The sequence below is a fragment of the Comamonas sp. CMM02 genome, assembly GCF_014851485.1.
GTDB classification, from domain to species: domain Bacteria; phylum Pseudomonadota; class Gammaproteobacteria; order Burkholderiales; family Burkholderiaceae_C; genus Comamonas; species Comamonas avium.
The window spans coordinates 572,759-597,915 of record NZ_JACUZW010000003.1 but is presented as its reverse complement, the minus strand read 5'-3'; the positions used below and the strand labels follow the sequence as shown (position 1 = coordinate 597,915).

The 25,157-nt window shown below is 55.6% G+C and carries 25 protein-coding genes, 2 tRNA genes, 1 pseudogene and 1 riboswitch; of the genes and pseudogenes, 13 read left to right on the top strand and 15 right to left on the bottom strand.

The features are described from left to right. Positions 1-293 precede the first annotated feature (293 nt). From IB213_RS12285 to IB213_RS12275, 3 genes and pseudogenes are all read left to right on the top strand, one after another. Entirely contained in the window at positions 294-800 is a 507-nt protein-coding gene (locus tag IB213_RS12285) for a bacteriohemerythrin (RefSeq protein ID WP_192406799.1), read from the top strand. A gap of 258 nt (positions 801-1,058) precedes the next feature. After that, positions 1,059-1,398, top strand: a pseudogene (locus IB213_RS12280) (dihydrolipoyl dehydrogenase); the annotation flags it as partial. A gap of 203 nt (positions 1,399-1,601) precedes the next feature. Then, positions 1,602-3,362 (top strand): hypothetical protein, encoded by a 1,761-nt coding sequence (locus IB213_RS12275; protein WP_192406797.1) that lies wholly within the window; start codon positions 1,602-1,604, stop codon positions 3,360-3,362. Positions 3,363-3,524: 162 nt separating this feature from the next. On the opposite strand, the gene IB213_RS12270 is transcribed toward IB213_RS12275, so the two are convergent. Further along, entirely contained in the window at positions 3,525-4,205 is a 681-nt protein-coding gene (locus IB213_RS12270) for an N-methyl-D-aspartate receptor NMDAR2C subunit (RefSeq protein ID WP_192406795.1), read from the bottom strand. 250 nt (positions 4,206-4,455) lie between these two features. Between IB213_RS12270 and IB213_RS12265 the strand changes: the two genes are divergently transcribed. The 5 genes from IB213_RS12265 to IB213_RS12245 all read left to right on the top strand — a co-directional run bounded on the left by IB213_RS12265 (position 4,456) and on the right by IB213_RS12245 (position 8,960). Next, positions 4,456-4,770 (top strand): hypothetical protein, encoded by a 315-nt coding sequence (locus tag IB213_RS12265; protein ID WP_192406793.1) that lies wholly within the window; start codon positions 4,456-4,458, stop codon positions 4,768-4,770. Positions 4,771-5,062: 292 nt separating this feature from the next. Next, on the top strand, positions 5,063-6,133 hold the full coding sequence (locus IB213_RS12260) for an alkene reductase (RefSeq protein ID WP_192406791.1): 1,071 nt from the start codon (positions 5,063-5,065) through the stop codon (positions 6,131-6,133). A 413-nt stretch (positions 6,134-6,546) separates the two neighbouring features. Next, positions 6,547-7,905, top strand: coding sequence for a type II toxin-antitoxin system HipA family toxin (locus tag IB213_RS12255; protein ID WP_192406789.1), 1,359 nt, complete (start codon positions 6,547-6,549; stop codon positions 7,903-7,905). Beyond that, positions 7,905-8,216 carry a helix-turn-helix transcriptional regulator gene (locus IB213_RS12250; RefSeq protein WP_191721681.1) on the top strand — a complete coding sequence of 104 codons (312 nt, stop codon included), beginning with the start codon at positions 7,905-7,907 and terminating at the stop codon, positions 8,214-8,216. Before IB213_RS12255 ends, IB213_RS12250 begins: the two co-directional genes overlap by 1 nt. Positions 8,217-8,405: 189 nt before the next feature. Then, positions 8,406-8,960 carry a hypothetical protein gene (locus IB213_RS12245; protein WP_225561092.1) on the top strand — a complete coding sequence of 185 codons (555 nt, stop codon included), beginning with the start codon at positions 8,406-8,408 and terminating at the stop codon, positions 8,958-8,960. 182 nt (positions 8,961-9,142) lie between these two features. On the opposite strand, the gene IB213_RS12240 is transcribed toward IB213_RS12245, so the two are convergent. The 3 genes from IB213_RS12240 to IB213_RS12230 form a co-directional block, all read right to left on the bottom strand. After that, complete coding sequence (locus IB213_RS12240) at positions 9,143-9,934, bottom strand: transporter substrate-binding domain-containing protein (RefSeq protein ID WP_192406787.1); 792 nt, start codon at positions 9,932-9,934, stop codon at positions 9,143-9,145. Positions 9,935-10,032: 98 nt separating this feature from the next. Beyond that, complete coding sequence (locus IB213_RS12235) at positions 10,033-10,698, bottom strand: aspartate/glutamate racemase family protein (protein WP_192406785.1); 666 nt, start codon at positions 10,696-10,698, stop codon at positions 10,033-10,035. A gap of 102 nt (positions 10,699-10,800) precedes the next feature. Next, positions 10,801-11,715, bottom strand: a complete 915-nt coding sequence (locus tag IB213_RS12230) for a LysR family transcriptional regulator (protein ID WP_191721684.1) — start codon at positions 11,713-11,715, stop codon at positions 10,801-10,803. Positions 11,716-11,918: 203 nt separating this feature from the next. Between IB213_RS12230 and IB213_RS12225 the strand changes: the two genes are divergently transcribed. Both IB213_RS12225 and IB213_RS12220 read left to right on the top strand, forming a co-directional pair. Beyond that, positions 11,919-13,253 carry a DUF3100 domain-containing protein gene (locus tag IB213_RS12225; protein ID WP_191721685.1) on the top strand — a complete coding sequence of 445 codons (1,335 nt, stop codon included), beginning with the start codon at positions 11,919-11,921 and terminating at the stop codon, positions 13,251-13,253. A 25-nt stretch (positions 13,254-13,278) separates the two neighbouring features. Next, complete coding sequence (locus IB213_RS12220; protein WP_192406783.1) at positions 13,279-14,469, top strand: M20 aminoacylase family protein; 1,191 nt, start codon at positions 13,279-13,281, stop codon at positions 14,467-14,469. A 188-nt stretch (positions 14,470-14,657) separates the two neighbouring features. Here the strand turns inward: IB213_RS12220 and IB213_RS18125 are convergent, their stop codons facing one another. Both IB213_RS18125 and IB213_RS12210 read right to left on the bottom strand, forming a co-directional pair. Further along, entirely contained in the window at positions 14,658-16,418 is a 1,761-nt protein-coding gene (locus IB213_RS18125; RefSeq protein WP_192406781.1) for a methyl-accepting chemotaxis protein, read from the bottom strand. Positions 16,419-16,459: 41 nt separating this feature from the next. Next, positions 16,460-16,945: a chemotaxis protein CheW gene (locus IB213_RS12210; protein WP_192406779.1), complete on the bottom strand. Its 486-nt coding sequence runs from the start codon at positions 16,943-16,945 to the stop codon at positions 16,460-16,462. 162 nt (positions 16,946-17,107) lie between these two features. After that, a riboswitch (cyclic di-GMP riboswitch) is annotated at positions 17,108-17,200 on the bottom strand. Positions 17,201-17,315: 115 nt separating this feature from the next. On the opposite strand from IB213_RS12210, the gene IB213_RS12205 reads away from it, so the two are divergent. Beyond that, on the top strand, positions 17,316-17,456 hold the full coding sequence (locus tag IB213_RS12205) for a hypothetical protein (RefSeq protein ID WP_192406777.1): 141 nt from the start codon (positions 17,316-17,318) through the stop codon (positions 17,454-17,456). On the opposite strand, the gene IB213_RS12200 is transcribed toward IB213_RS12205, so the two are convergent. After that, the gene (locus IB213_RS12200; protein WP_192406775.1) at positions 17,453-18,139 is read right to left on the bottom strand and encodes a TerC family protein; all 687 of its coding nucleotides are present in this window, start codon (positions 18,137-18,139) and stop codon (positions 17,453-17,455) included. The genes IB213_RS12205 and IB213_RS12200 overlap by 4 nt on opposite strands. A 331-nt stretch (positions 18,140-18,470) precedes the next feature. Here IB213_RS12200 and IB213_RS12195 point away from each other — a divergent pair. After that, positions 18,471-18,547, top strand: a tRNA-Gln gene (locus IB213_RS12195). 38 nt (positions 18,548-18,585) lie between these two features. Further along, a tRNA-Gln gene (locus IB213_RS12190) sits at positions 18,586-18,662 on the top strand. Between the two features lie 98 nt (positions 18,663-18,760). Here the strand turns inward: IB213_RS12190 and IB213_RS12185 are convergent. From IB213_RS12185 to IB213_RS12150, 8 genes are all read right to left on the bottom strand, one after another. After that, entirely contained in the window at positions 18,761-19,267 is a 507-nt protein-coding gene (locus IB213_RS12185) for a GNAT family N-acetyltransferase (RefSeq protein WP_192406773.1), read from the bottom strand. A gap of 165 nt (positions 19,268-19,432) precedes the next feature. After that, entirely contained in the window at positions 19,433-19,747 is a 315-nt protein-coding gene (locus IB213_RS12180; protein WP_191721691.1) for a DUF2322 family protein, read from the bottom strand. Between the two features lie 93 nt (positions 19,748-19,840). Further along, positions 19,841-21,760, bottom strand: coding sequence for a UvrD-helicase domain-containing protein (locus tag IB213_RS12175; protein WP_192406771.1), 1,920 nt, complete (start codon positions 21,758-21,760; stop codon positions 19,841-19,843). A gap of 331 nt (positions 21,761-22,091) precedes the next feature. Then, positions 22,092-22,829, bottom strand: a complete 738-nt coding sequence (locus tag IB213_RS12170; RefSeq protein WP_192406769.1) for a hypothetical protein — start codon at positions 22,827-22,829, stop codon at positions 22,092-22,094. A 19-nt stretch (positions 22,830-22,848) separates the two neighbouring features. Then, positions 22,849-23,319 carry an EVE domain-containing protein gene (locus IB213_RS12165; RefSeq protein ID WP_191721694.1) on the bottom strand — a complete coding sequence of 157 codons (471 nt, stop codon included), beginning with the start codon at positions 23,317-23,319 and terminating at the stop codon, positions 22,849-22,851. A 106-nt stretch (positions 23,320-23,425) separates the two neighbouring features. After that, on the bottom strand, positions 23,426-23,959 hold the full coding sequence (locus tag IB213_RS12160) for a hypothetical protein (protein ID WP_225213920.1): 534 nt from the start codon (positions 23,957-23,959) through the stop codon (positions 23,426-23,428). 27 nt (positions 23,960-23,986) lie between these two features. Then, positions 23,987-24,244, bottom strand: a complete 258-nt coding sequence (locus tag IB213_RS12155) for a GlsB/YeaQ/YmgE family stress response membrane protein (protein WP_191721695.1) — start codon at positions 24,242-24,244, stop codon at positions 23,987-23,989. Between the two features lie 102 nt (positions 24,245-24,346). Beyond that, the gene (locus tag IB213_RS12150; protein ID WP_192406768.1) at positions 24,347-25,126 is read right to left on the bottom strand and encodes a glutamine amidotransferase; all 780 of its coding nucleotides are present in this window, start codon (positions 25,124-25,126) and stop codon (positions 24,347-24,349) included. Between the last annotated feature and the right edge of the window lie 31 nt (positions 25,127-25,157).

Here is a 25,157-nt window from a genome sequence, read left to right as displayed (position 1 = left end):
GGAGCGGGCATAGGTCACTTTTCAGTCAGTCTCTATGGCTTAAAACAGCAGATACTTGTCCGTTAATATGTAAATATTTTCATATTACGTAACTAATAATAATGGTAAATAATTTTACTTTTAGAAGCTATAGTAAAGAATATGCAATGCGTAGCAATGTCTGGAAACATGTATTACATATAATTTATGTGCGTTTTGACTTAAATCATACGTAAATAATATTAAAGGCATATTGCTTTGAAAAATGTTGTCCGGAATCTAAGATGAAAAGCGATAAATGAGGAGGTGAGTTTATGGCTATTTTAAATTGGGTTCCTGCCCTCAATATTGGTATTGAAGAAATTGATAGACAGCACAGGCGTATTGCTGATTACATCAATCGACTCTACGCATTGCGCGAAACACCTGACCGAAAATTGCTGGGAGTCGTGATTGCAGAGACCGTGGACTACACCCTTTCACATTTTGCTTTTGAAGAGGCCATGATTGAAGAAGCAGGGTACATGTTTTCAGGGCCTCACAAGCGCGTGCATGAGCTGTTTATACGCCGGGTCACTGAAATACAGCAGCGCTTCGAAGCAGGCGAGGATGTCGCCAACGAGCTGCACGGCATGCTGTCGCGCTGGTTGTTTAACCACATTCGCAATGAAGACCGTGGCTACGTGGATACCGTCAAGGCGTACCAGCGCATGCGAAACAAGAACACTAAAACGACCGAGCAGAAAATGAAAGAGGAGATCGTGAAAGAGTTGGAGGAAAAGCACAAACGCAAAGGATTTTTGGCAAGAATATTTTCTTGAACCAAGTTATCAAATAATTAATACTTGTTAAGTGCCATTGCAACTTCATAGCAATATTATTGAACTGATATTTAAATCTTTTTGATATAAAAATGCAGTGGTGATTTATTTGACCTCAATGGTTTGAATGTATTGTTAATTATTATTCAAAAATACATTGTTTGCTGCTTGGCAGCTTGTGACAAACCCGTGTAGACGCTGGCTGACTATCTGCAGTCAATCGATCAGCACATCCTACGCACGCACATTGCAGGCGCAACCGACCCCGAAGTGGCATGGATGAGCCTGACCGAAGACCAGGTCAAGGGGAAAGGTATCAAGGTCAAGAAGGGGCTGTTCCCTTGGGCCGCCTCGGGCAGTGCGCCATCGCCAATGGCTGCGACGAAGGCTTCATCCAACTGCTGTTTGACGATTCACCGGAAGCCCACGGCAATGGCCGGGCGCGATTGGCGAGATTGCTTTGGCCATTGAGATGGGCGCAGACACCTTCGCTGTTGACAAGACCATCCATCCGCACCCCACACTGGGTCAAAGCATCGGCATGGCGGCGGAAGTGCTGCACGAGTTTTGGACAGATGTGCCGACGCCCAGGGAGTGATTAGCAATTTCTAGAAAGTGCTTGATAAGCAAAAGGCAGCTATAAATTCTGATTTTTATTGTAAATTTGATAGCAGAAAGCTATTTATTTGCAAAGAGATACTCGTGATTTGATGGTTGGACTTTATTTTTTAATGCAATTTTCACTTTAAAAAATGTAACAGGCTTACTATAATTTTATTTTTAATAAATTTGGGGGAAGCTGTGCCAGAAAGATTGAATCTAACTAGAAGTGCTCAGTTTTATCGAAAGAAATCTGTTTTTAAGGAAGAGTTTGTTAAGGATATTATTAATGGTGCTAGTGATGGGGCAATAAACAAGGATAGTTTTGTTTTAGATGTTTTTAGAGTTTTGGGGGAGAATGATCAATCTTTTGAATTTATTTATTCTGCTAGAGTTTTTGAAATAAATAGGCCTGTTTATTTCCTGGAAGGTGATTTTTATGATGTTATTTACGCCTTTATTCTTGTAATTGAAATTGATGAATATTTGTCGATAATTAAAAAAAGTTGCTCAAATATAAATGATGTTTTGGAATTAAACTTTGATCTGGTTGAAAGTAAAGAAATTACTTCAAAATTTGATAATAATGTTGAATTTCAAAAACTTGCTGTTAGGAATATGACGGTTTCTGATAGTGCAATGCGAGCCAAAGCGTACGAAGCAACAAATTTGAATGGGTTGCTTTCACTTTATGGCGCTGGTAGATCTATTCCTTATTTTTTAAAATTAAGAAAAGGAGGTGAATTGAAAACTATTTCCGGAACAGGGCGTATAACAGAATTTAATCCTAGAGAAAATATTAATGCTATTTCTTTGTGGGTTAAGAATCAAATAGATTTAATAAAATCACCATCAGTAGAGAATTTTCTAGATTCATTTGCCGGGAAAATTGATCTTGATGATGTGCTCGTACGTTCATCACCGAATGCTATCTTGATAGAAGCTGGATCTTTATATGATCGGTTAAAAAAAGAGGGGCTTAAGTTAGGGCGGAATAAGTCTGGAAAAAAAATTGAACTATCTAATGGATTTCAAAAAGCAATTTTTTCTAGGTTGGAAAAGGTCTATGAGATAAATTCATCGCTTGATATTTTGAAGGCAGGTCGTGCTTCAAGAATTAAGAAAAACAAAAAAACACTAAGCGTGCATTCAAAATTTTTAGAAAAAATATATGTTTTTGAAGATGATGATAAATATGAGACTTTGCAAAAATTCATTATAAAGAACGGTTTTTACAGCATAACTTTTGATGATCCTAAGTTTATGTACTTCATGGGGTCATGCTTTGAGGATTCATCTAGTATTTCGCAAATCGATGAGGTTTTAGAAATGCTTAAACCTTTTTCTTTGATGTCTAATGTTAAGTCTGAAAAGGGTAATTTTAGGAAAAATAGTAAAAACTTCTCAAAAGACTCTATGTTTTATATGATTGAAAATCTACATAAGAAAGATAATTATATTTTTTGCGATGATTTGGGTAATGAATGGGCAGATCATATAACATTTAATATAGATAAAAAACAAATATCTTTTATTCATTCTAAGCATGGAGATTTGAGTAAATCTGCAAGTAATCTCCATGATGTTGTTTCTCAAGGTATTAAAAATATTGGTAATATGTATTTTGATACTGAAAGGATTAAATTAAAATTAAATAATTCTTTTAATACTTTGTATACAAGTTCTGGTGGTCTGTCCACTAACATACTAAGAGCTAGAAAAGGTCAGGTATCAACATTTATTGTTGATATAGAAAAAATATTGAAAGATTATGGGTTGAATAGAAGGTGTGTGCTAAGTTGTTCTTTCTTATCTAAGAAGACTTTAGTTGCTGAATTTGGAAAATTGAAAAATGGAGGAAAAGTTGCTGGGAATATTATTCAACTTCTGTGGATATTTTCTTCATTTTCGCATTCCGCCAAAGAAATGAATATAATTCCTGAAATTTATTGTCAAGATTAACTTCATAAAATTATTTTTCATTTTTATTAATTGAAAATATTTCGCAAAATTTAAAGAGACTTTGACTTTAAAAAATAGCGCCGCCTGCAAGGCCCAAGCTGCTTGGTCTGTAGCAGTTTGGGTAATTTGGGGTAATTAAAAATAAAAGCTGATTTCTACTCCCTATAAGCGATGCGTTTTTTCTTCTTTGAATGCACTATTCGCCAGCATTCTCGCCACAGCTAGTGTCGCCAGCGCATCCGCCAAATTGCGGCGTGCCTGTGCTTCCAAGCGGGTTTGAAACAGCGCGGTGCCGTAAATGGGCGCTTGATCTTGAAAACTCTGCAACACCGCCTTGCGCTTTTCCACAAACACATCCTCCGGCACCCACGCATATTCCTGCCGAATCTGTCGCTCATACTCCGCAAAGCGCGCTGGGGCAGCACCCAAAATGGACAGGTCAATATCCACCAGCAAAGCCGCATCGCCCGCCAAGGGCGCGGCAGTGTGTTCGGTGGCCATGATCAGCGCATGCACACGGGTTTGTATTTCAACGCTCACGCTTGCGGTTTGCAAGGCCGTAACTGCCCAGTCAGCGCTGCGCGCTTCGTTGCCATGTGCTTTGACGTCGTACACCGCGTCGTGGAACCACAGGGCAATGGCCACTTCGCCCGGTTGCTGCGCCAGATGGGCGCTTTCGCTTTGCAGTTGCAGGCATTCAGCCAGATGCTGCAGCGTGTGGTAGTGGCGTTGTGGCTCGCTGTAAGCCTGCAATAACTGCTCGTACAGGTCTAGCGGTGGGGTGTGTTGCAGCTCATTCCAAGCGCGGAGCCAGTGGTGGTGCAGGTGCTGCAAGTCGGGCATGGTACAGAGCAGGGTGTGGGGTGACGGCCAAGCCTAGCGCAGTGGTGGTGAAACGAAAAGTGCAAAAGCCAGAGCGTCTGAGCAAACGCCACTAACAATTACACTCGATGTGTTGGTGCTCTGCCTTACTGAGGCGAGGCATATGACCGCATACAGCCTGCGGCTTCATGCCTGTCTAGAGTGCTAATTTCAATTACCACAGCCGTATGCGCGGCTCCAAGACCCGCTTTAAAGCAAATATCTACCTCCAATGAACCAGCCATCGTCGTCCCCCTCTCTTTTCGGTCTGAGCTTTGGCTGGGCGTATGCATTGGCGGCGTTTACCTTGACCATTACCAGTTGCCTGCCGCTGGCTTTGCTGGCCACCATGGCAGGCGGTGGCACGGGGGCTGAGCGGGCCAATGCCTTGATGGCTTGGCTGCCCATCATGGCGGCTCTGGTGGCTATTGCCTGCGCGGTGTTCTTTTTCACCACCTTGCGCCAGCGCGTGGGCTGGCAGCGGCATGCGCTGATGGCGATGTGGGCCTTGTCGGCGCTGGGCATGGTGGGGTGGTGGAAGCTGTAAAGTTGGCGACTCTTTAAATCGCTACACACAAACAAGGCAGCCGGTGGCTGCTTTTTGTTTTTGTGGTTTTTGATAGCTACTGACGCTTTCTGCATCAGCGCTAAATTTGAATTTTTCTTGAATTTCAAAACACCCAGGGCAGGGCGCTGTGCAAGCTGCAGCGATTGCGCAGGCAGCGCTCTTGAACTCTTTGGCTCCAGCACCATTTGTGACAGACAGCGCGGCGGGTGCCGCGTTCTCAATTTTGTCTGGCGCTTGGCGGCGCTGGATTTTTCACTGTCAGATTGCTCCCATGTCCCAACTCCAAACGCCTTTCCAGATTGGTTCTGTCACTTTGCCTAACCGCGTGGTTCTGGCTCCGCTGACGCGTATGCGTGCCTTTGAAGGCCGTGCGCCAGGGGATTTGCAGGTGACGTATTACCGCCAGCGTGCGGGTGCCGGGCTGATCTTGACCGAGGCCACTTCCGTATCACCCATGGGCGTTGGCTACCCCAACACGCCCGGTATCTGGTCGGCTGAGCAAGTAGCAGGCTGGAAGCGCGTGACCGACGCAGTGCACGCTGAAGGCGGCCATATTGCCCTGCAACTGTGGCACGTAGGCCGTATTTCTGACCCCGAACTGCTCGATGGCCAGCTGCCCGTAGCCCCCAGCGCGATTGCCGCCGAGGGTGATGTGAATGTGCTGCGCCCCAAGCGCCCTTATGCCGTGCCGCGCGCGCTGGAGACCGAAGAGGTGGCAGCGGTGGTGCAGGACTTTGTGCAGGCCGCACGCAATGCCAAAGAAGCGGGCTTTGACTTTATTGAAGTGCATGCCGCCAACGGCTATCTGTTTGACCAGTTCTTGCACGACGGCAGCAACCAGCGCACCGACCAGTACGGCGGCAGCATTGAAAACCGTGCCCGCTTCTTGATGGAAACACTGGATGGCCTGCTGCAAGTGTGGCCTGCAGAGCGCATTGGCGTGCACCTGAACCCCATGAGCAACACGCACAGCATGAGCGACAGCAACCCTGTGGCCTTGTTCACCTACGTGGCTGAGCAGATTGCGGCGCGCAAGCTGGGCTTTATCTTCTCGCGTGAAGAGCTCAAAGACGGCGTGCTGCCTATTGGCCAGCACATGCGCAAGGTGTACCAGGGCACGTTCATTGCCAATGACGGTTTTACCGCCGAGCAGGCCGAAGCCGTGATTGCCAGCGGCGCTGCCGATGCCGTGGCCTTTGGCCGCGTCTTTATTGCCAACCCCGATCTGCCTGTGCGCTTTGCGCGTGGGGCGGAGCTCAATGCGCTGAACCCCAGCACCATCTACAGCGCTGATGCCACGGGCTACACCGACTACCCCGTGCTGGAAAGCAGCGCGGCCTAAACCCAAGGCGCTAATCCTCTGCGCGGTTGTGAAGTGCAGAAGGTTCAGACATTAAGGCCAGCGTGTTCGCTGGCCTTTTTTGTTGCTGTGATGATTTGGGTAGCAGCCTGTGCATACGAGCACCGTGCGCAGCATGCCGAAATGATGGTGGTCATGCGCGCTGCGGTTGCCGGGTTAGCGCTCGTTCAAGCATGTTCGTTTGAGTTTTAGAACATCAACGTGTTTTGTATTTGAGAGTTTTTATATATAAACAAAGTCTGTTTGTGAAAGCAATTTGTATAGAAAAATACTTAACTAGATGACAATTAAGGTGCTGCAAGGCACTGATGGTAATTAACCACAAACAGGCATTTCAGTATTTTTCTATACATACTGTGCATGTTGATGCATCTAACTTGTATAGAAAACCTCCAATGAATACTTGTACATTGCAAATTCATGCGCAAGGCCAGTGGCATGATGTGGCGTCGGTGTCGCTGTGGGGTGATGCCGCGCAGGGCTGGCGTGCCAAGACCTATGCGGGCTATGCGGTGGACTGGTCGGTCGATCAATTTGGTCAACGTGATGCGCATGCGCTGAGCGTGAACTACCCCGTGGGGCTGGAGCCGCTGGAGTGCGCGCACTGGCCGGTGTGGCTGATGGACATGCTGCCCCAGGGCTTTGGCCGGGCCGAGCTGCTGCGCCGCCTGGGCCTGCCCACCACGCTGGAGCAGGCGGGCGACTGGCCCTTGCTATTGGCTGGCGCTGGCAACCCGATTGGCCATATGCGGGTGAAAGAGGCTGCCCAGTGGCTGCATGCACAGTCTGCGCAGTGGGCGACGCAGCCCGGAGCCATGGTGCGGGGCTTTGCGGTGGATGAGGTGTCTGCCCGCGTGGAAGAGTTCAGCGAGCATCTGGCGCAGCACGGGCTGTTTGTGGCGGGCTCTTCGGGGGTGCAGGGCGAGTGGCCCAAGCTGCTGCTGACGCTGGACGACGCAGGCTTGCTGCATCTGGACCACACCTTGCCCGATGCGCAGGCGGCAAGACACTACATCGTCAAGTTCAGCCGGGGCAGTGATGCGGCACTGGCGCAAATTTTGCGGCACGAGCCGGTGTACATGGAGCTGGCACGCCTGCTGGGCCTGCGTGTGCACGGGCCGCTGCGGCTGGAGGGCGGGCGTGTGCTGTTCATTCCGCGCTTTGACCGCCGCGTGCAACTGACGGCACAAGGCCGCCGCGTCAAGCGCCTGGCGCAAGAGAGCATTGCCTCGCTGACCGGGCACAACGGTTTTGACAGCGTACCCAGCCACGATGCGGTGTGCCGCGCACTGGTGGCGCACTGTACAGACCCACAGGCTGAGGTGCTGGAGTACCTGCGCCGCGATGTGGCCAACCTGGCACTGGGTAACAAGGACAACCACGCACGCAATACTGCCATTCAGCGCGATTTTGAGGGCCATGTGGCGCTGACACCGCTGTTTGACTTTGCTCCCATGTACCTGCACCCCGACGGCACTGCCCGCCGCATTCGCTGGGAGGGCAACGACAACGGTCAGCCAGACTGGCCGCTGGTACTGGATGCCGTGTGCAGTCCAGACAACGACCCGCAAGGCAAACTCAACCGCACGGCGCTGGCGCAAGGCCTGGCCGCCATGGCCGCCCCGCTGGCGCAGCTGGCCGAGCAGGGCGTTGCGCTGGGGCTGCAAGCCGATGTTCACGCCCATCTGCAGCGCGGATTGGGTGCAATGGCCGAGCGCATGCACGCGCTTGCAGCGGTGCAAGGAGATGAATGATGGACAAGCGCTACAACACCCTCAGCCTGCCCGAGCAGCTCATGCTGCGCAAACAGGCCATTGACGATGTGCTGGCCCACCCGGAATGGACGCTGCAGCAGTCCGTGCGCCACCTCAAGCGCACCATGCGCCTGACCAGTGCAGAGCTGGCCAAGATGGCGGGCATCAATGCAAAAACCCTGCTGGACATTGAACAGGGCCGCAGTCTGGGCACGGTGCAGACGCTCAACAAGGTGCTGGGCGTGCTGGGGCTGAAACTGGGGGTGGTGTCCAGGAGCACTTCCCCGCTCAAAGATGCTGCTGGCGGGTGATTGATGCGTTTGCGTGCGCACCAAACCCCCTGCACCCCATTCACCGCCGTTGTTGCAATCAGCGGCTGCCCATCCCCAGAGCGCAGGTGCCATTGCGCTTTGAATATGTACAGAGGCTTTCGTGCAGATGAATACTGAACTGGATGTTTTGAGACGCTCCCTGAAGGCCGTGCTGGCGGAGGCGTTGGCATGAACCGTTTGCTGGTGTCGGTCAAGTGGCTGTCTTTGGCGGCGTGGTGCGTTGCCTTGGTGGCGCATGTCTGGGTACTGCTGCACTGGCCTGTGCCTTCTGCCGTGGTGCAGCACCTGCACAGGGTGCAAGTGGGCATGACCGCAGGCATCTTTGTGGTGTGGTGGCCCACGGCCTGGGTGGCGCAACGCATGACAGAGCGCCATGGCGGCAGAGGTGGTCAGGGTGTTGTTCAGTTTTCGTGGTCGGAGGCGCTGCAGGGGTGCCCGCCATGGATGCGCAATACGGCTTACGGCCTGTTCATCTACACGTTCATCAATTTCTTTGTGAGCTTTGGCATGGGGCTGACGGGGGCTGGCACGGGAGACGCACTGGGGCGCATGCGCATGTTTTCGGGGGTGTGGCTGCTGTTTTATGGCCTGGCCTTTGCCATGATGTATTCCACGCTGCGCACACCCAGCTTGATAGGCCAGCGCAGTTGCAGTGCAGGCCATGCTGTCAGGCGGGGCGACAACTTTTGCGGCCAGTGTGGGCAGCCCATGCCGCCGCAGTAGCCTGCCCAAATGGTGCAAACCACCAATCAAGGTGGTGCGGTTTTTGGTGAGTGGTGAGTGGCGAGTGGTGAGCCAAAAAAAGTAGAAAAAAATAGCTGTCAGCGCTTGCTGGATAAGCGCTGACAGCCAATGGGGGTGAGATGCTTGCATCGGCTGCGTCTTTTGCGCAGCCTGTACAAGCTTTACAGAGGCAAGTCACCCGCAGGCTGGCCCAGCCATTTTTTGGACAGGCGATCCAGTTCACCGTTTTGCTTGGCCTCCAGCACGATGGTGTTGATGCGCTCCAGCAAGGCAGCTTCGCCCTTGGCGACGCCTATAAAGTTGGGGCTGACCTTCAGGATCAGCTTGAGTTCGCTGTCCAGCTTGGCGGCCTGCTTTTTGATGGCGTCGCCTTCACCTGCGCTGGTGGCAATGGTTTGCACCTGGCCGGTGACAAAGGCCGAGACGGTGGCAATGTGGTCTTCAAAGCGGCGGATTTGCGCGCCTGCAGGTGCCACCTTGGTCAGTTCTGCATCGGCCATGGCCCCGCGCGTGACCGAGATGGTTTTGCCGCTCAGGTCATTCCAGTCCTTGATAGCCAGAGCTTTTGGAGCGAACAAGGCCTGAAAGAACGGTGAGTAGCTGTGCGAAAAGTCCACCACCTTGGCGCGTTCTTCGGTCTTGCCCAGCGTAGAGATAACGATATCGACCTTGCCGGTCTGCAGGTAGGGCACGCGGTTGGCGCTGACCACGGGGATCAGCTCTGCCTTGGTGCCCAGCTTGCCTGCCACGTAGCGGGCCATGTCGATATCCAGCCCTTGCGGTTTCATGTCAATGCCCACCATGCCGTAGGGCGGGTAGTCGGTCGGGATGGCAATACGCACTTTCTTGGTGCGTTCAATCTGTTCAAGCACACCGCTGGCATGGGTGGCACCGCTGACCAGGGCGGTCAGGCTCAAGAGGCTCAAGGCAAGTTTGCGCAATGTAAGAGTCATGGCTGTGAAGGCGAGGGTGGATAAACAGGGTGTAGCAAAAGGGTGGAGGAATAAGCCGGTGCTGGCTTCAAGGGTGGCCAAGGCGTCAACGTGGGCCGTCAGTGCCCCTGTGCCGACAGTGCGTTGTGCAGCCATTGCGCGGCGGCGTCGAGCGGGGCAATCAGGGGCACATCCATGCTGTGGGCCAGCGCATGCGCAGCCTGACCCAAGGGGCCTCCGCCAATGACGACACTGCGCGCACCGTCAACGTCCACGCATTGGTGCACGGCGTGGCGCAGTTGCTGCTGCAGTGCGCTGGCGTGTGCGACCAGTTGCAGCGGGTTGCCCTGGGTGTAACGCGCGCCGGTGTAAAGCTGGTCCAGCCCCAATTGCTGGGCCTGGGCATGCATGACAGCCTCCAGATCGGGGGTGGTGGTGGCTATGCCAAAGGGTTGCCTGCTATGGCTGGCCGCGCGCATGGCAGCTTCGCCAATGCCTACGGTGGGCACGCCGGTGGCGCTGCGCAGCCAGTGCAGTGCCGGATCGGCAAAGCAGGCCAGCACTACGCCGTGCCACGGGCCTTTTTGCTGGGCACGCAGCCAGCAGTCGACCACCTGCTGGGCGGCTACTGCCAGTTGCGCTTCATTGGTAATCATGGGCACGCCCTGCGTGGCGGTCATGCCGTGGACCGTAAAGCCTGCGGGCAATTGCGCCTGCACCAGTTGCACCATCATCTGGGTGGTCTGCGTACTGGTGTTGGGGTTGAGCAGGAGCACAGAGGGCATAAATCAGCGCATGGGGTTGGTGTACCAAAGCTGTATGCAATTTCTAAGCCAGTGTGAGTGCGGCCACGCAAACAGGCGAGGGGAGCACCAGTTGCGCAGCGCTTATTTCGCTTCGCGAAAAGCCTGCATGCCTTGCAGGCAAAACTCCAGAAACCGGTTGGCTGCCGGAGAGAGCTGGCGGCCTGTGCGCGTGATGAGCTGCATCTCTGCATGTGTGAATGCAGGGTTGTTAACGGGAATGGCGCGCACCGTGCCCTGGGCCAGCTCGGTGGTGACGGCGCACTGGGGCAGCAAAGTTACGCCCTGGCTGCTGGTGATAAAGCGCAGCAGTACGCTGATGAGGTTGCTGGTGAGCGCTGGGCTGAGTCGGATTTTCTCTGTCTGCTCGGCATATTCCACCAGTTGCCGAATGCCGTAAACGCCTTGCAGCAGGGCAACCGGCCAGTCGGTGAGCGCCTGCAGTGTGGTGCTGGTGGCGCTGCTCAATGGGTGATTGGCCGCCACAATCGCGTGCATGGGCTGGCGCACAGTGCTGCGTGCGGTGATGTGGCTGTCGGCAGGCGCGTAGTAGACCAAGCCAATTTCTGCATCGTCTTCGCGCACGCGGCGCATGATGTCGTTGGTGCCATAAATCTCCAGTGCAATCGACACTTGAGGGTACTGCGTGCGAAAAGCGCGAATCGGCCCTTCAATCAACTCCTGCGCAAAGCCTTCGCCGCTGACCACGCTGACCGTGCCACTGTGCAGGCCACGCAGGGCGTCAACCTTGGCCAGCATGTCGTGCTGGTGGGCAATGTGCTGGCGGTAGTAATCCAAAATGAGTTGCCCCGCCTGTGTGGGCACCACACCGCTGCGATGGCGCTCCAGCAAAATCAAACTGAGCTCTTCTTCCAGCAGGCTGATCTGCCGGCTGACGGCAGAAGGCACGATGCCCAGTTTCTCGGCGGCATGGCGCACGCTGCCGCAGGTGACGGCTTCATACAGGTAACGCGCTCGGGAGTCTTGAAATGCAGGCATGGGTATGCACTCAACGTGAATGGCAGATGGGCAAGATTGTGTTCTTTTTTTTAGAACAGAAAACAAAATTTAACGCAATCGAGGCACGGATATAGTCTTTGCCAGTTGCGCGGGAGGGGTGTTTGCGCTCTGACTAAGCTGTCCCACTATTCATATCAACCGCGGCACGCAGGCGTTTGCGTGTCCGCAAAAAAGGTCTTCCGATGTCTAAAACCTTTCAGCCCGACAAGTCGGCCGTGAAAATGGGTAGCGTTGTGCAGGTGTTTGCACTGGCGCTGGTGATTGCTGCTTTGTCTGAGTGGATGGGACCGCTGCCCATTGAGCTGGGTATTGGCAAGGTGGTGTTGCTGCCCATGATCTGGGCACTGCTGATTGGCCTGGTGCTGGGCTTGCTGCACCAGCGCTTGCCGCGTCCTGTGAAGCTGGACCTGCACGGCCAGCACTTTGCTGCAGCCGTGCTGTCGTGCGCGCTGTTCCTGTTCATTGCCAAGCTGGGTCTGCTGGTGGGTGGCTCTTTGCCACAGTTGAGCAAGGTGGGCTGGGCGCTGGCGCTGCAAGAGCTGGGCAATCTGATTGGCTGTATCTTGCTGGGCATGCCGGTGGCATTGCTGCTGGGTATCAAGCGCGAGGCCATTGGCGCCACGTTCTCGATTGGCCGTGAACCCGGTCTGGCCATTGTGGGTGAGCGTTTTGGCATGGATTCACCCGAAGGCCGTGGCGTGCTGGCCGAGTACATCACCGGGACGCTGATTGGTGCCATTTTTATCTCGCTGCTGGCGGGGCTGGTGACCAGCCTGAATATCTTTCACCCGTTCGCACTGGCCATGGGCGCTGGTGTGGGTTCGGGTTCGATGACTGCCGCGGCAGTAGGCGCGGTGGCCGCGCAGCACCCTGAAATGGCAGACCAGATCGCTACTTACGCAGCGGCGGCCAACCTGATCGCTACGACGCTAGGCACATATCTGACGCTGTTTATCTCGCTGCCTTTGGCTGTGCGCGCCTATCGCTGGCTGGAGCCGATCCTGGGCCGCAACCGCAAAGCAGTGGCCATTGACAATGGTGCAGCGCAGCAACCTGTGGATGAAGTGCACACCCCGTACCTGAAGCTGGGCATGCGCTTGCTGTCTTGGGTGATGGGTGGCCTGACCGTGCTGATTGCCAACCGTGTAGGCCATGGCATTCCCATGCTGGATGCGCTGCCCGGCGTGGCCATCATGATTGGTGTGGTGCTGGTGGGCGACCTGATTTATCTGGGCACCCGCCGCAAGCTGCCTGCTGTGTGCTGGATCTCTTTTGTGGCCATGGCCATGACCTTTCCCAGCACGCCTTATGCCGCAGAAGTGGCTGCGCTGACTGGCAAGGTCAACTTCTTTGCCATGATTACCACCATGCTGACCTTTGCCGGCCTGTCGCTGGCCAAGGACATTCCGGCTTTCCGTCGTCTGGGCTGGCGCATTGTGGTGGTCTCGCTGCTGGCCAATGCGGGCGTGTTCCTGGCTGCTGCTGCCATCGCCCAGTTCTTCGTGGGCAGTCTGTAAAGCGCGATACAAGAAGGTTGAAGCCATGAACCATGCTGACAACGATTTGAACTGGCCCTTGCAGGAGACCCTGCAGGCCTGGCGCCATGATTTTCACCGCCACCCTGAAACTGCGTTTCAGGAGCACCGTACCAGCGCACGTGTGGCAGAGCTGCTCAAGGGCTGGGGTCTGGAAGTGCATACCGGACTGGCTGGCACTGGTGTGGTGGCCGTGCTGCGTGGTGCACGCGGACAAGGACCATCGATTGGACTGCGCGCCGACATGGATGCGCTGCATGTGCACGAGCTCAACAGTTGCGAGCACAAGTCGGTCAACGAAGGCCGCATGCATGCCTGTGGCCACGATGGTCACACCACCATGCTGCTCGGTGCTGCCCAGACACTGGCGGCGCAACCGGACTTTGCTGGCGTGGTGCACTTTATCTTTCAGCCTGCTGAAGAAAACGAAGGTGGCGCTCGCGCCATGATTGAAGCGGGGCTGTTCGATCGCTTCCCCATGCAGGCCGTCTACAGCATGCACAACTGGCCGGGCCTGCCTGCGGGCACTGCCGCGGTGCATGACGAAGCGGTGATGGCAGCGTTTGATATTTTTGACCTGAGCCTGACGGGCAAGGGCTGCCATGCGGCCATGCCGCATCTGGGGAAAGACGCTTTGCTGGCTGCATGCCAGCTGGTGACACATTTGCCAGCGCTGATTGCACGTGAGCAAGAGGTGCACAAGCCTGCCGTGCTGAGTGTGACCAGCTTTAACGCGGGGGACACTTACAACGTGATGCCCGAAGTGATCAAGCTGCGCGGCACGGTGCGCTGTTTTGACATGCAGCAGCGCGCACGCATTGAGCAGCGCTTTCGCGATGCCATCAACGCCACCTGCACTTTGCATGGACTGCAAGCCGAGCTGGACTACCGCGTGAGCTACCCCGCCACCATCAACAACCCGGTGCATGCGCAAGTGTGCGCCGATGTGCTTGAGCAGGTACTGGGTCAAGGCAATGTGCGCCGCGACTTGAAGCCCAGCATGGCGTCAGAGGATTTTTCGTTCATGGCGCAGGCATGCCCGGGCGTGTACATCTGGCTGGGCAACGGGGAAGACAGCGCCTCGCTGCACAACCCCAAGTACGACTTCAATGACAGTGTTCTGCCATTGGGAGTGCAGTACTTTGTGAAGCTGGTGCACGCCATGCTGCGTGACGGCAAGTTGCCTGCGTCAAGCTGAAAGGCGTGGCCACAGCGCCAGGGCCTGCCCGCAAAAAAGCCAGTTCTGTGACTGGCTTTTTTTGTGGGCAGCGGATTGAATTTAATAGCTTTTAGCGCCCATTTGGTAAATGGGGTGCAAGGGTTTTGAGCGCTTAAACCTTGTGGTTCAAGCGCTGCACCTGATGCACCAGCTGCTACGCAAGGGTTTTAGAAGCTTTCCCATTCGTCGTTGGAATGGCTGGCAGCCGCAGTTGCTGGTGCTGGGGCTTTAGATGTGGCGGGTGTTGGCAAGCCGGGTGCCGCTGGTTTTCTGGCCGCTACGGCGGCAGGGGCAGGGCGAACCATGCTTGCGGTGGCAGGTGCCATGACAGGGCGCGCAGTTGCGCTGGTGCTGCGCTGGGGTTGTGGCTGAACGCTCAGGCTGCCAGTGTGTGTGAGCTTGAATACAGCGACAGCCTGCACCAAATCCTGAGCTTGGCCGTTCAAGCTGGTGGCGGCGGCAGACATCTCTTCGACCAAGGCCGCATTTTGCTGGGTGGCCTGATCCATTTGGGTCACTGCTTCGCCCACTTGGGCCACACCCGCGCTTTGTTCTGAGCTGGCTGCGCTGATTTCGCCCATGATGTCAGTCACGCGGCGAATGCTGTTGACCACCTCGTTCATGGTGGTGCCAGCCTGGTCGACCAAGGCGGTGCCTTGCTCCACGCGCTGCACGCTGGCCGTGATGAGGTTTTTGATTTCCTTGGCGGCTTCTGCAGAGCGGCCTGCCAGGCTGCGCACTTCACCGGCCACCACCGCAAAGCCACGGCCTTGCTCACCAGCGCGTGCGGCTTCCACGGCCGCATTCAGCGCCAGAATGTTGGTCTGAAAGGCAATGCCGTCAATCACGCTGATGATGTCGGCAATCTTGGTGCTGGATTCGCTGATGCCCTTCATGGTGTCCACTACCTGGGCCACGACCTGACCGCCTTGCACCGCCACATTGGAGGCATTTTGTGCAAGCTGGTTGGCTTGCCTGGCGTTGTCGGCGTTTTGCTTGACGGTGGAGCCGAGCTGCTCCATTGAGGCAGAAGTTTCTTCCAGTGCGGAGGCCTGGCTTTCGGTGCGGGCGGACAGCTCTTGGTTGCCCTGTGCAATTTCCGAGCTGGCGGTGGCCACATTGTCCGAGCCCTGGCGTACGGTGCGCACCACCTGAGAAAGGCTGTTTTGCATGTCACGCAAGGCGCTGCGCAGCTGGCCAATCTCATCACCACTGTGGATTTGTACTTCCTGGCTCAAATCGCCTGCACCAATGCGCTGGGCAATGGCACGGGCACCTTCCACGCCCTTGGCAATGCCGCGTGACAAGCGCCAGCTGATGAGGGCAGCCAGCGCCACGGCCAGCAAGCACAGTACGAAAGCCATCTGGTAGAGCTGACTGAACATGGATTTGACCTCATGCTCGGCGGTGGCCACGGCATTGGCTTCACCATCTACCATCTCTTGTGTGGCCTCGATATAGGCTTGCGTGGCAGGAATAAATTTAGTCTGCACAAAGTTCTGCACGGTCTGGTTATCCGAAGCGATGCGCATCTGGTTGACCTCTTCGCGGGTGCTCAGCCAGACCTTGCGCAGATCACCCACTTTCTGGGCGCGCTGCAGCGATGCGGGGCTGTCCTGCGCGGCGCTCAAGAAGGCTTTTTGCTTCTCGTCGGTCGAGCGCGAGGTGGATGCCATGGCTTCTTTGAAGAAATCCAGCATGGCATTGCCATCAGAAAAACCCACGGCCAAAGAGCGGGCCGAGTTTTGACGCACATCACCTTGCCAGGCGCTGGCAATTTTGAGCAGTTCCGAAGATCGCTCCATCACGCTCGTGGCCTGGGATACTTTTTCTACCTGCCAAGCTGCTGTTGCGGCAGTAATCAAGAAAACCAGAATTACCAGGGCAAAGCCCAAATTTAATTTGTGCGATATTTTTAAATTATTCATGACTGTCTCAGTATTTTTTGCAAAATCTAATTTTTGATTTGTTATTCAGAAATAGCGGTAGAAGATTGGGCGATGACACCGATTTCAGCGCTGGTCATAAATTGCTCAATATCCATCAAAATCAGCATGCGGGTGATGTCAGCCTGGGCGATGGTGGCAATCCCGACAATATGCTGTGAGGCAACCGCATTGCCAAAATCGGGTGCAGCCTTGATTTCTTCGGCTTTCAGGGCCACCACGTCTTGCACGGCGTCCACCACCATGCCCACCACGTTATTTGCCACATTGAGCACAATCGTGACAGTCTGGCTGTCATACGCGGGAGTGCAGATGCCCATCTTGATGCGCAAGTCCACAATCGGGACAATCGTTCCGCGTAAATTCAAAACGCCCAGAATATAGGCCGGTGCATTGGCGATACGGGTGCAAGTTTCATACCCTCGAATTTCCTGAACTTTCAGAATATCGATGCCATATTGCTCACCACCGAGTTGAAAGCTCAGATACTCGCCTGCGTGCTGTTTCATAGTGTTTGATTTTCTTTGTGGTTTGAGAGCAAGCATTGGGAATGCATACAACCATGTGCTTGCGTTTATCAGCAAAAATCAAGGCCACGAATTCGCAGGATCACCACTGTCGCTCCAGTATTGCCCGGAGTGTCTCAGCACCGTGTAGTGCGCATTCCTGAAAATTGCAACCCCGCTATCTTTTTCTGCTGAATGCAGAAGGAGGACCGGAGGCTTTGCGACCTTAGCTTTCGCTCAAGTGTGCCAAACCTGCCATCTTAAGAAGAATTAAAGTGAGGCTGTGTGAGCACTTTTTTTCAGGCTTATGTAATTTATTTCAAGTGACTTTTATAGATCTGCTGCACTGAAACAGTTTTCGCAGAACATTGCGGTGAATGAAAAAGCGGCACTGGTCAAGCTTTCTTTCTGCAAAAGAAAGACGGCTGTGCATCCAGCATCGCTTGATACCTTCTTTGAAAACACCGACAGGCTCAACTGCTTGCCGGTGTTTTTTATGGCAGGCGAGCGCTAGGATGCTCGCTTGCGCTGCTGGAGCCAGTGGCCAAGGCACAGTACAAAGGCTGCACCACAGGCTGCGGCGATATAGCGCAGGGCAGGGTATTGCTGGCTGACGGAGGTGAGCAGGTGGTCGTTGACGATGGTCTCGCCTGCAACCCAGCCAATCAGGCCGGCCCCCAGCATGACGATCCAGGGGAAGCGTTCCATCAGCTTGATCATCAAGGTCGAGCCAAACAGCACCAGCGGAATGCTCAGGGCCAGACCAAAGATCAGCAAGCGCATATCGCCTTGCGCTGTGGCGGCGACAGCGATCACGTTGTCCAGACACATGACCAGATCGGCCAGCAAGATGGTGCGAATGGCCACAAAGATGCTGCCCCTGGGCTTGCCATTGCCGGATGTGGCGTCGGCGGCTTCTTCGCCCTTGAGCAGGCCCACACCAATCCACAGCAGCAGGGCGCCTCCCAGAATTTCCAGCAAGGGCAGCTGCATCAGCTTGGCGGCGACCACCGTCAGCGAAATGCGCATCACGATGGCAAAGCCACACCCCCACAAGATGGCCTTGCGCTGCTGCTCCGGCGGCAGCGCCCGGGCTGCCAGGGCGATGACGACGGCATTGTCGCCAGAGAGGATGACGTCGATCCAGATGATCTTGAAGATGCCGAACCAGAAATCGGCCGTCAGCAAAGTTTCCATGGCCACCAGTTTAGACAGAGGGTGTCAGAAAGTGTTGCAGGTCAGCGCCATGTATTCGTGCCCGTTATGGGCATGCTTGCGGCGCTTTACAAGCGCTGTGCGAAAGCGCATAGGCGCGTAGGCTTGTAACTGCGTGCACAGTTCGCTTGTGATGCGTCTGACTGGTGCTGAAAACTGCGGGAATGCGGGCTAAACAGCCTGGTGTGCGTAAAAATTGTGCACCGCAGGTGCGGGCTTGCTGAAAAGTGAGCAAGCGAGTGCGGTTTCTGTGCAAATTTTGCTGTTTTTCATTTTTTCTCCCAAAAAGTAACGGCATAATCGCTGCTTCTCAAGGGGAGTCGCCAAGTTGGTTAAGGCACCGGATTTTGATTCCGGCATGCGAGGGTTCGAGTCCTTCCTCCCCTGCCAGATTCGTGCAGGTATGTTCATTCAGGCCCGCACACCGTAGGGGAGTCGCCAAGTTGGTTAAGGCACCGGATTTTGATTCCGGCATGCGAGGGTTCGAGTCCTTCCTCCCCTGCCAAGATTTCAAGCCCAGTTCGTGAAAACGTACTGGGCTTTTTCTTTGGCCGTGCACGCAGAGGTGTACGGTGTCAAATACATTGCAGCGCAGGTGACGGTTTACGCGGTGGCTTCAAACGCTGCGTGGTACTGCACCGTGCCCTGGGGTAATGCGGGCCCAAAAGACAGGGCCTGAAAATATTCAGGGGGCACATCGGGCAACGTCAGCCCCGCGTGAACGGCAAAGCCGAAGCGGCTGTAGTAGCCGGGTTCGCCCAGCACCACGCAACCCATTGCACCCAGCTGCTGTAACTCTGTCAGAGCAGCTTGCATCAAGGCCGAGCCAATGCCTTGACCTTGGTGCTCGGGCGACACGGAGATGGGGCCAATCCCGAACCAGCCCTGAGCGCCAGAAGAAATTGTGACCGGTGAGGCAGCCACATGGCCAACGATGTCTTCATTGAGCACGGCGACCAGCGAAACGCTCAGCTGCTGGCTGAGGCGCAATGCGTTGACGATGCAATGCTCGGTGTGGCTGGAGTGTGCTGCGCTTGAAAAAGCTGCCACTGTCAGCGCTGTGATGGTGGCAATGTCCTGGGGCTGTTCGTTGCGAATGTGCAGGTGCATGGTGTTTGTCTTGAACGCAACACTCAAGGCTGTGGCGTTGAACGGAGCGCCTTCGGGCGCAAGTTACGTAATCCGACTGACTCGCCCCTGTACCGGATGCGGTGACTGGTGATGCAGTGCCAAGGCATGCGGCTTCACCAGCCACTGTATGGGCAGGGGGCTTGTTCAGCGGGCAATCAGTTTGACGTCGTAGGTCTGGCCAGAGGCAATGACTTGCAGCAGGCGGTCAATATTGGGGTGGCTGCCCGGGTGCTGGCGTGCGGACTCGGTGTGTTCCGCAAAAAGCTCCAGCCCTTCCTGGGCTGCCGCTACGTTGATGCGCCCATGCTTGGCAGCCAATGCTGCATACAGGCGCACTGAGCCAGCTTTGCCCGGCACATTGGCAATGGTGGCGGCAACGTTGCCTTGTGCATCTATCAGTTGCAGCTCAGCCAGATGGTCGATGGGGGGCAGTTGTTGCAGGTTGTCGGCGAAGGCCATGGGGAACACTTTCTGTCAAAAAATCTGGGAAAAACTCAGTTTACGCAGCTTGGCAGTGACTGTGCAGGGCTGGTGCACGGCTTGAGCACGGCGTCAATGGTCAAACGCTTGAATGCGGCGGGTGGCATGCTCCAAAAGCCACAGCCGGTGTTTGGCACGTGTCATGGCGACATAGAGGCGGTTGCGCTCCAGAAAAGCAATTTCTCTGGGCGCGGGTGCCGGAAAGCGGCCGGGCTCCAAAAATGGCAGGGCCACGCATTCAAACTCTTGTCCCTTGGCTTGCTCAATGCTGAGCAGCTGGAAATCAAAGCCTGGGCCATAGCGTAGCGTTTTTTGATAGCGCTGCGCCATACCAGCTACTTGCTCAAGCACTTGCGATACAGACATGCCTGTGATGGCCTGCATAAAGCTCTGGATGCCTGCTTGCAGGCGCTCTTTTTCATCATGAGGCATGGGGGTGGCGGCGAACAGGCCCCAGATATCTGCTTGCTCCAGCAGGGCTTTGGCATTGTTTTGCAGGGCCAGCGGCAAGGCGAGAAAGCTGCCAAACGCAGCAAAGTTGCGCTGGCCACCCTGCAAACTGGTTTGACCAATCAAGAAACGCCAGATGCCTTGCGGGTGGGCATGCATTTGCTCTGCCATGGTGGTCAGTTCACTGTCTTGCTGGCGTGCATCGACACTGCCTTTGCCAAAGTACAGGGCTCCATCGATAAATGCCGAAAGAATGTCTGTGCTCAGGATGCAGGTACTGCTTTTCCAGTCGCTCGCCTGCATGCCATGGGCATACAGCAAGCCCAGCAGCAGTGCCACCTCGCGCTGCAGATAAAACGGTTGAAAACCATGGACGCTGACTGTTTTGCCTGCGGCATGCACCGCCCATTCCAGCGCGGTGGCTTCATGGGGGTGGCGCAAGATGACAGTCAGTGGCAGGCGCTGCGCACCAGCGGGCTGCACGATGGAGGCTTGCGCCTGCAGCAGTTGGCTGATGCATTGCGCATCGCTCTCGTAGGTCCAGCTGGTGACTGTGCTGCGACGGCTGCTGGTGGCTTTCATGTCCACATCAAACCAGCGGTTCACGGCTTGCGCGATTTGCGGGCCAAAGCGGCGTGAATGGGTCAGGGGCAGGCTTTCGGTGGCCTGCGGTAGAAAGTCAGCCAACTGGTGCAGCTTGTCCTGAAAGACAGACCATGCCTGGGCTTCAATGTGCTGGTTAAAGTCACCCGCTCCCAAGAATCTGGCGTTGCTGGCACTCAAAATCTGGCGCAGCACCGTCAGCGAGGTCAGATCCAGGTCGTGCATTTCATCGAACAGCACGAGGTCGTAGGGGGCGGGCAAATTGTCGCCATCTTCCTGCGCCAGCGCGTAGGTGCAGTCGCCCTCGGCGTAGTAGCTGATATCGCCGCAGTGGTCGATACGCAAACGCTCATAGGCCATGAACAGCCGCGCCTGGGTGTAGTCGAGCAGGTGCGTTTCACAGAACTCCACCAGCTCACAGCCTTCCTGGCGCAGTTGCTGCAGCAGCATTGATTTTTTGGCCGCGCGATTGAACGCCAAAAATGCCTGCATGTCGACTTCACTGGGCATGCTGATGAGCTCATCAGGCTGGCGCTGCAGTTGTTCTTCAAGCAGTTGCAGCGCCTTCTGGGCTTGCTGGCGCAGCTCGACAGGCTCGGTCACAAAGCGCACGGCGGGATCGCGCTGGCGCAGAAGGCGGGCGCACCAGCGCTCCAGCGTGGTGACATGGATCTGGGGGGGCATGTCGCGCACCAGCATGTGCAGCCGGTGCTTGAATGCCTGCACCCCAGCCTTGGAGCAGGCCAGCACCAGAATGCGGGTATCTGGGCGCGTACGCAGTGCTTGCACAGCGCTGCATGCCAGCGTGGTGGTCTTACCGGTGCCAGCCAGAGCCGCCATGATGGCCGAGGGCGCTTTACTGGACACAATGGCCTGCTGTTCTGTGGTGAGCAGAAGCGTCTGGCCATGGTCGGTTGGAAAAGCGTTAGGGCGTTGCATAGGCTAAAAATAAAGAAACTGTATAAATGTACAGTTTCTGTGGGATTGACACTCCAAGCCTACTGCATAGCGGCTGTCTGGCTATGTGTTTGCTTGGGGCAGGGTGATTTTTACAGTCAGCACAGTGGCGGTTTGCGGCAAGGATGCCCGCGCAGCCATAGGTTGAGTGCAGCTATGGCTACTACCGCCTATTGAGCCCCAGTTTGGAGTGGAGGCGACGCACGAAACACGACGTAAAAACACGGCGCAAAAAACACGAAATCGCAGTCAAGTACCAAAGACTGCGAAAAGACGCAGTCAGTGCGTACAAAGGAGGGCTCAAAGGGGGCGCTCAGAGGGTGTCTTCGTTGCGGCGTGTACCCATGCCCATTCCAAACCCCATACCACCTCCGCCGCCACCGCCACCTCCGCCACCCGAACCTGCGCGCTGGCCGCCGCCTGCGCTGCCTTCGGCATTGCCACCGCGCCGGCCACCAGCGCCGCCGGAGGTGCTGGGGCGCACAGGGCCTTGATTGGGAATGCTGACGTCTGGCGGAATGGGCTCCAGATACAGCGCGGCGCGAATGAACTGGCGCAGCGATGCCACCAGGGCTGCCGTTTGCACGGGGCGACCGGTCACCATGTCTTGCGCCGCTTGCGCGGCCATGCGCACCTGGTCTTCGGTGCCGAGCAAGATGATGTCGGACAGCGCAGCTTCTACCGCATCGCGTGTGCGCCGCTGGCGTTCAGAGCTGCCGCTGATGGTGGCGCTGTCATCGTCCTCATCAGGCTCGAGCGCATCTGTCAGGCTGTCTTCAGCGCTCTCACTGGCTTGCGCCGTGGCGCGCGCTTCGCGCAAATGCAAGGGGCTGACGGTGAGGTTGCCGGTGAAAGAGCCTCCCAGCGTCTTGTAGGCGGCCATCAGCGAGCGCAGGCGTTCGTTGATCTGGCGATTTTCACGTTCACGGCGTTTCTGGATGGTTTGCATGAACAGCAGGCGCACGCCCATCATCATCAACGTCATCAGCAGCAGCCCCAGTACCGTGGTGGCAAGCGATGACCAGGAGCTGAAATCAAACATGCCGCGCATAGCTGGAGCCTGCTTTCTTTTATTTAAGGAGCGTGTCCATGATGTAGTGCCATTCCTCGGGTGTCACCGGGGTGATGGACAGGCGATTGCCGCGCTGCAGCACGCGCATGTTCTCCAGCGCCTTGTGTTCACGCAGCTCGGCGATGGAGACATAGCGCGTTTTTTTGACAGCCTGTACGTCCACCAGAAGCCAGCGTGGTTTGTCGGGAGGCGATTTGGGGTCGTAGTAGGGATCGGCCGGGTCAAACTGCGTAGGGTCCACACGCAGGTTGCCTGCAATGCGTGCAATGCCGTGGATGCCAGGCTCTGCACAGCTGGAGTGCCAGTAGAGCACACCGTCGCCCACCTGCATCTGGTCGCGCATGAAATTGCGGGCCTGGTAGTTGCGCACACCCGTCCATGCAATGCATTGATCAGGGGCGTTGAGTGCGTGGTCTATGGAGTATTCATCGGGCTCATTTTTCATGAGCCAGTATTGGGTGCTGGGCATTGCGTTATTTAAGCATTGAGCGGCGCTGTGTGCATGCAAAGTTCTGCCAAAAATACCTCAGGCAGGACTTTGGCTCAGTCATGCAGGCGCTGCTTGCCGTGCACCGTCAAGCGTTGACAGGCGTGACGATGCCCGCTTGCAGGCTTTGGGCATGCTCGACCACGCGCACGCAGTCGTTGATGTGGCGCTGGCCCAGATAGCGCAAGGTGCCATAACCGACGGTGGCGGCAATGGCCTGGCCTGCGAAGGGGATGAACTTGGCAAACTGCTTGGTGCCCATGCGGGCTCCCACCGTGCGCGCCAGGCGCAAGACCATTTGTCGCGTGAGCAGTTTGCCGATAAAGACCGAGCCGACCATGGCGACCGCTTTTTGCACCTGATCGCGCATGTGGGGGTCAAGGGCGTCGATCTGTTGCGGGGTCAGCCCAAATTCTTTGCTGATATCGGGCAGCAGCTTGGACAAAATGGCTGCATCTACCGCCCAGTCCAGACCGGGGATGGGTACGGCACTGGCCGCGCCCGCCAGCAAGGCGCGTTGATGCAGCTTGGCGCGGCTGCGCTCAACGGCCTGACTGAGTGCCTGTGCAGTGCTGGGCATGTGCCCCAGCGAAGGGGCGCTGTGCATGTCGCGAATTTTCATTGGCGATACGGGTTAATGGCAAGTGACTTAGCGGCTGGTTTTGCTGCGCACGAGGTTGTAGAGAAACAGGACGACGATGGCGCCAATGATGGAAGCAATCCAGCCGGCGGTGCTTCCTTCGGGGTAAAAGCCCATGGCAACGCCTGCATAGCTGGCCAGGAAAGAACCGACGATACCCAGCACGATGGTCATGAGCCAGCCCATGTTGTCATCGCCTGGTTTCAGGGCGCGTGCAATCAGGCCGACGATCAAACCGACAAACAAAGTACCCAGTATGGACATCATGTGCGTAGCTCCATTGCATTGAATGCACTGACTCTAGAAGCAAGGCCTTGCCGTGCGCGTCAGACAGATGCTTGCATTGGTGCCACGCAGAAAAAATAACGGTCAAACCACTGGCTGAAAAGCGACTGGCTGGCGTGCGAAATTTTGCGCATGCCGCGCAAAGTGGTTGAGCAGCTGTGCGGCATCGGGTGTCTCGGAGCAGCGCAGGTTTTGCGCAGGCAAGCGGGAGCCGTTTTTGGCCAGATCCTGCTGCACATGGTCGATGTAGCCTTGCATGGCGCCGGTGCTGAACTCGGGGTGAAACTGCACGCCCCATACGTTGCTACGCCAGCGGAACGCGTGATGGGGCTCATGACAATTGCCTGCCAGCACGCATGCGCCTTCAGGCAAGCGGCGCACACTTTGGTAGTGCACCGCATGGGCTTCAAAACAAATGGGCATGTGCTGCCAGACGGGGTCCAGTGAGACATCGGCCTGAATCGACACAGGTACGGTGCCCAGCTCCAGCCCTGCCGGGTGCATGCCCACCTGACCGCCCAGCGTTTTGGCCAGCAACTGGTGGCCAAAGCAAATGCCCAGTACCGGCACGCCTGCATGGCAGATCTGCAGGAGCCAGTGCGCGAGCTGCTGCATCCATGGGGCATCGTCGGTCACCATGTCGTGAGAGCCACTGATGACGATGCCTGCGCATGCATGCGGTTCGGGGTAGCAAAGCGGGCCATGACCACTGGCTGTGGCATCAATGACTGCCATGGCAGGGCGCTCGGCTGGCAGCACGTGTTTGGGGTGCAGGCCTGCCTGCATCCACTGTTCAAAGTCACCGTGCTGCTGGCGAATGGCAGGGAACGTACTGCCCGTTTTGATGATGTACAGCGTGCGCATTCCTGCCCTCCGATTGCAAGTTTATGCACGA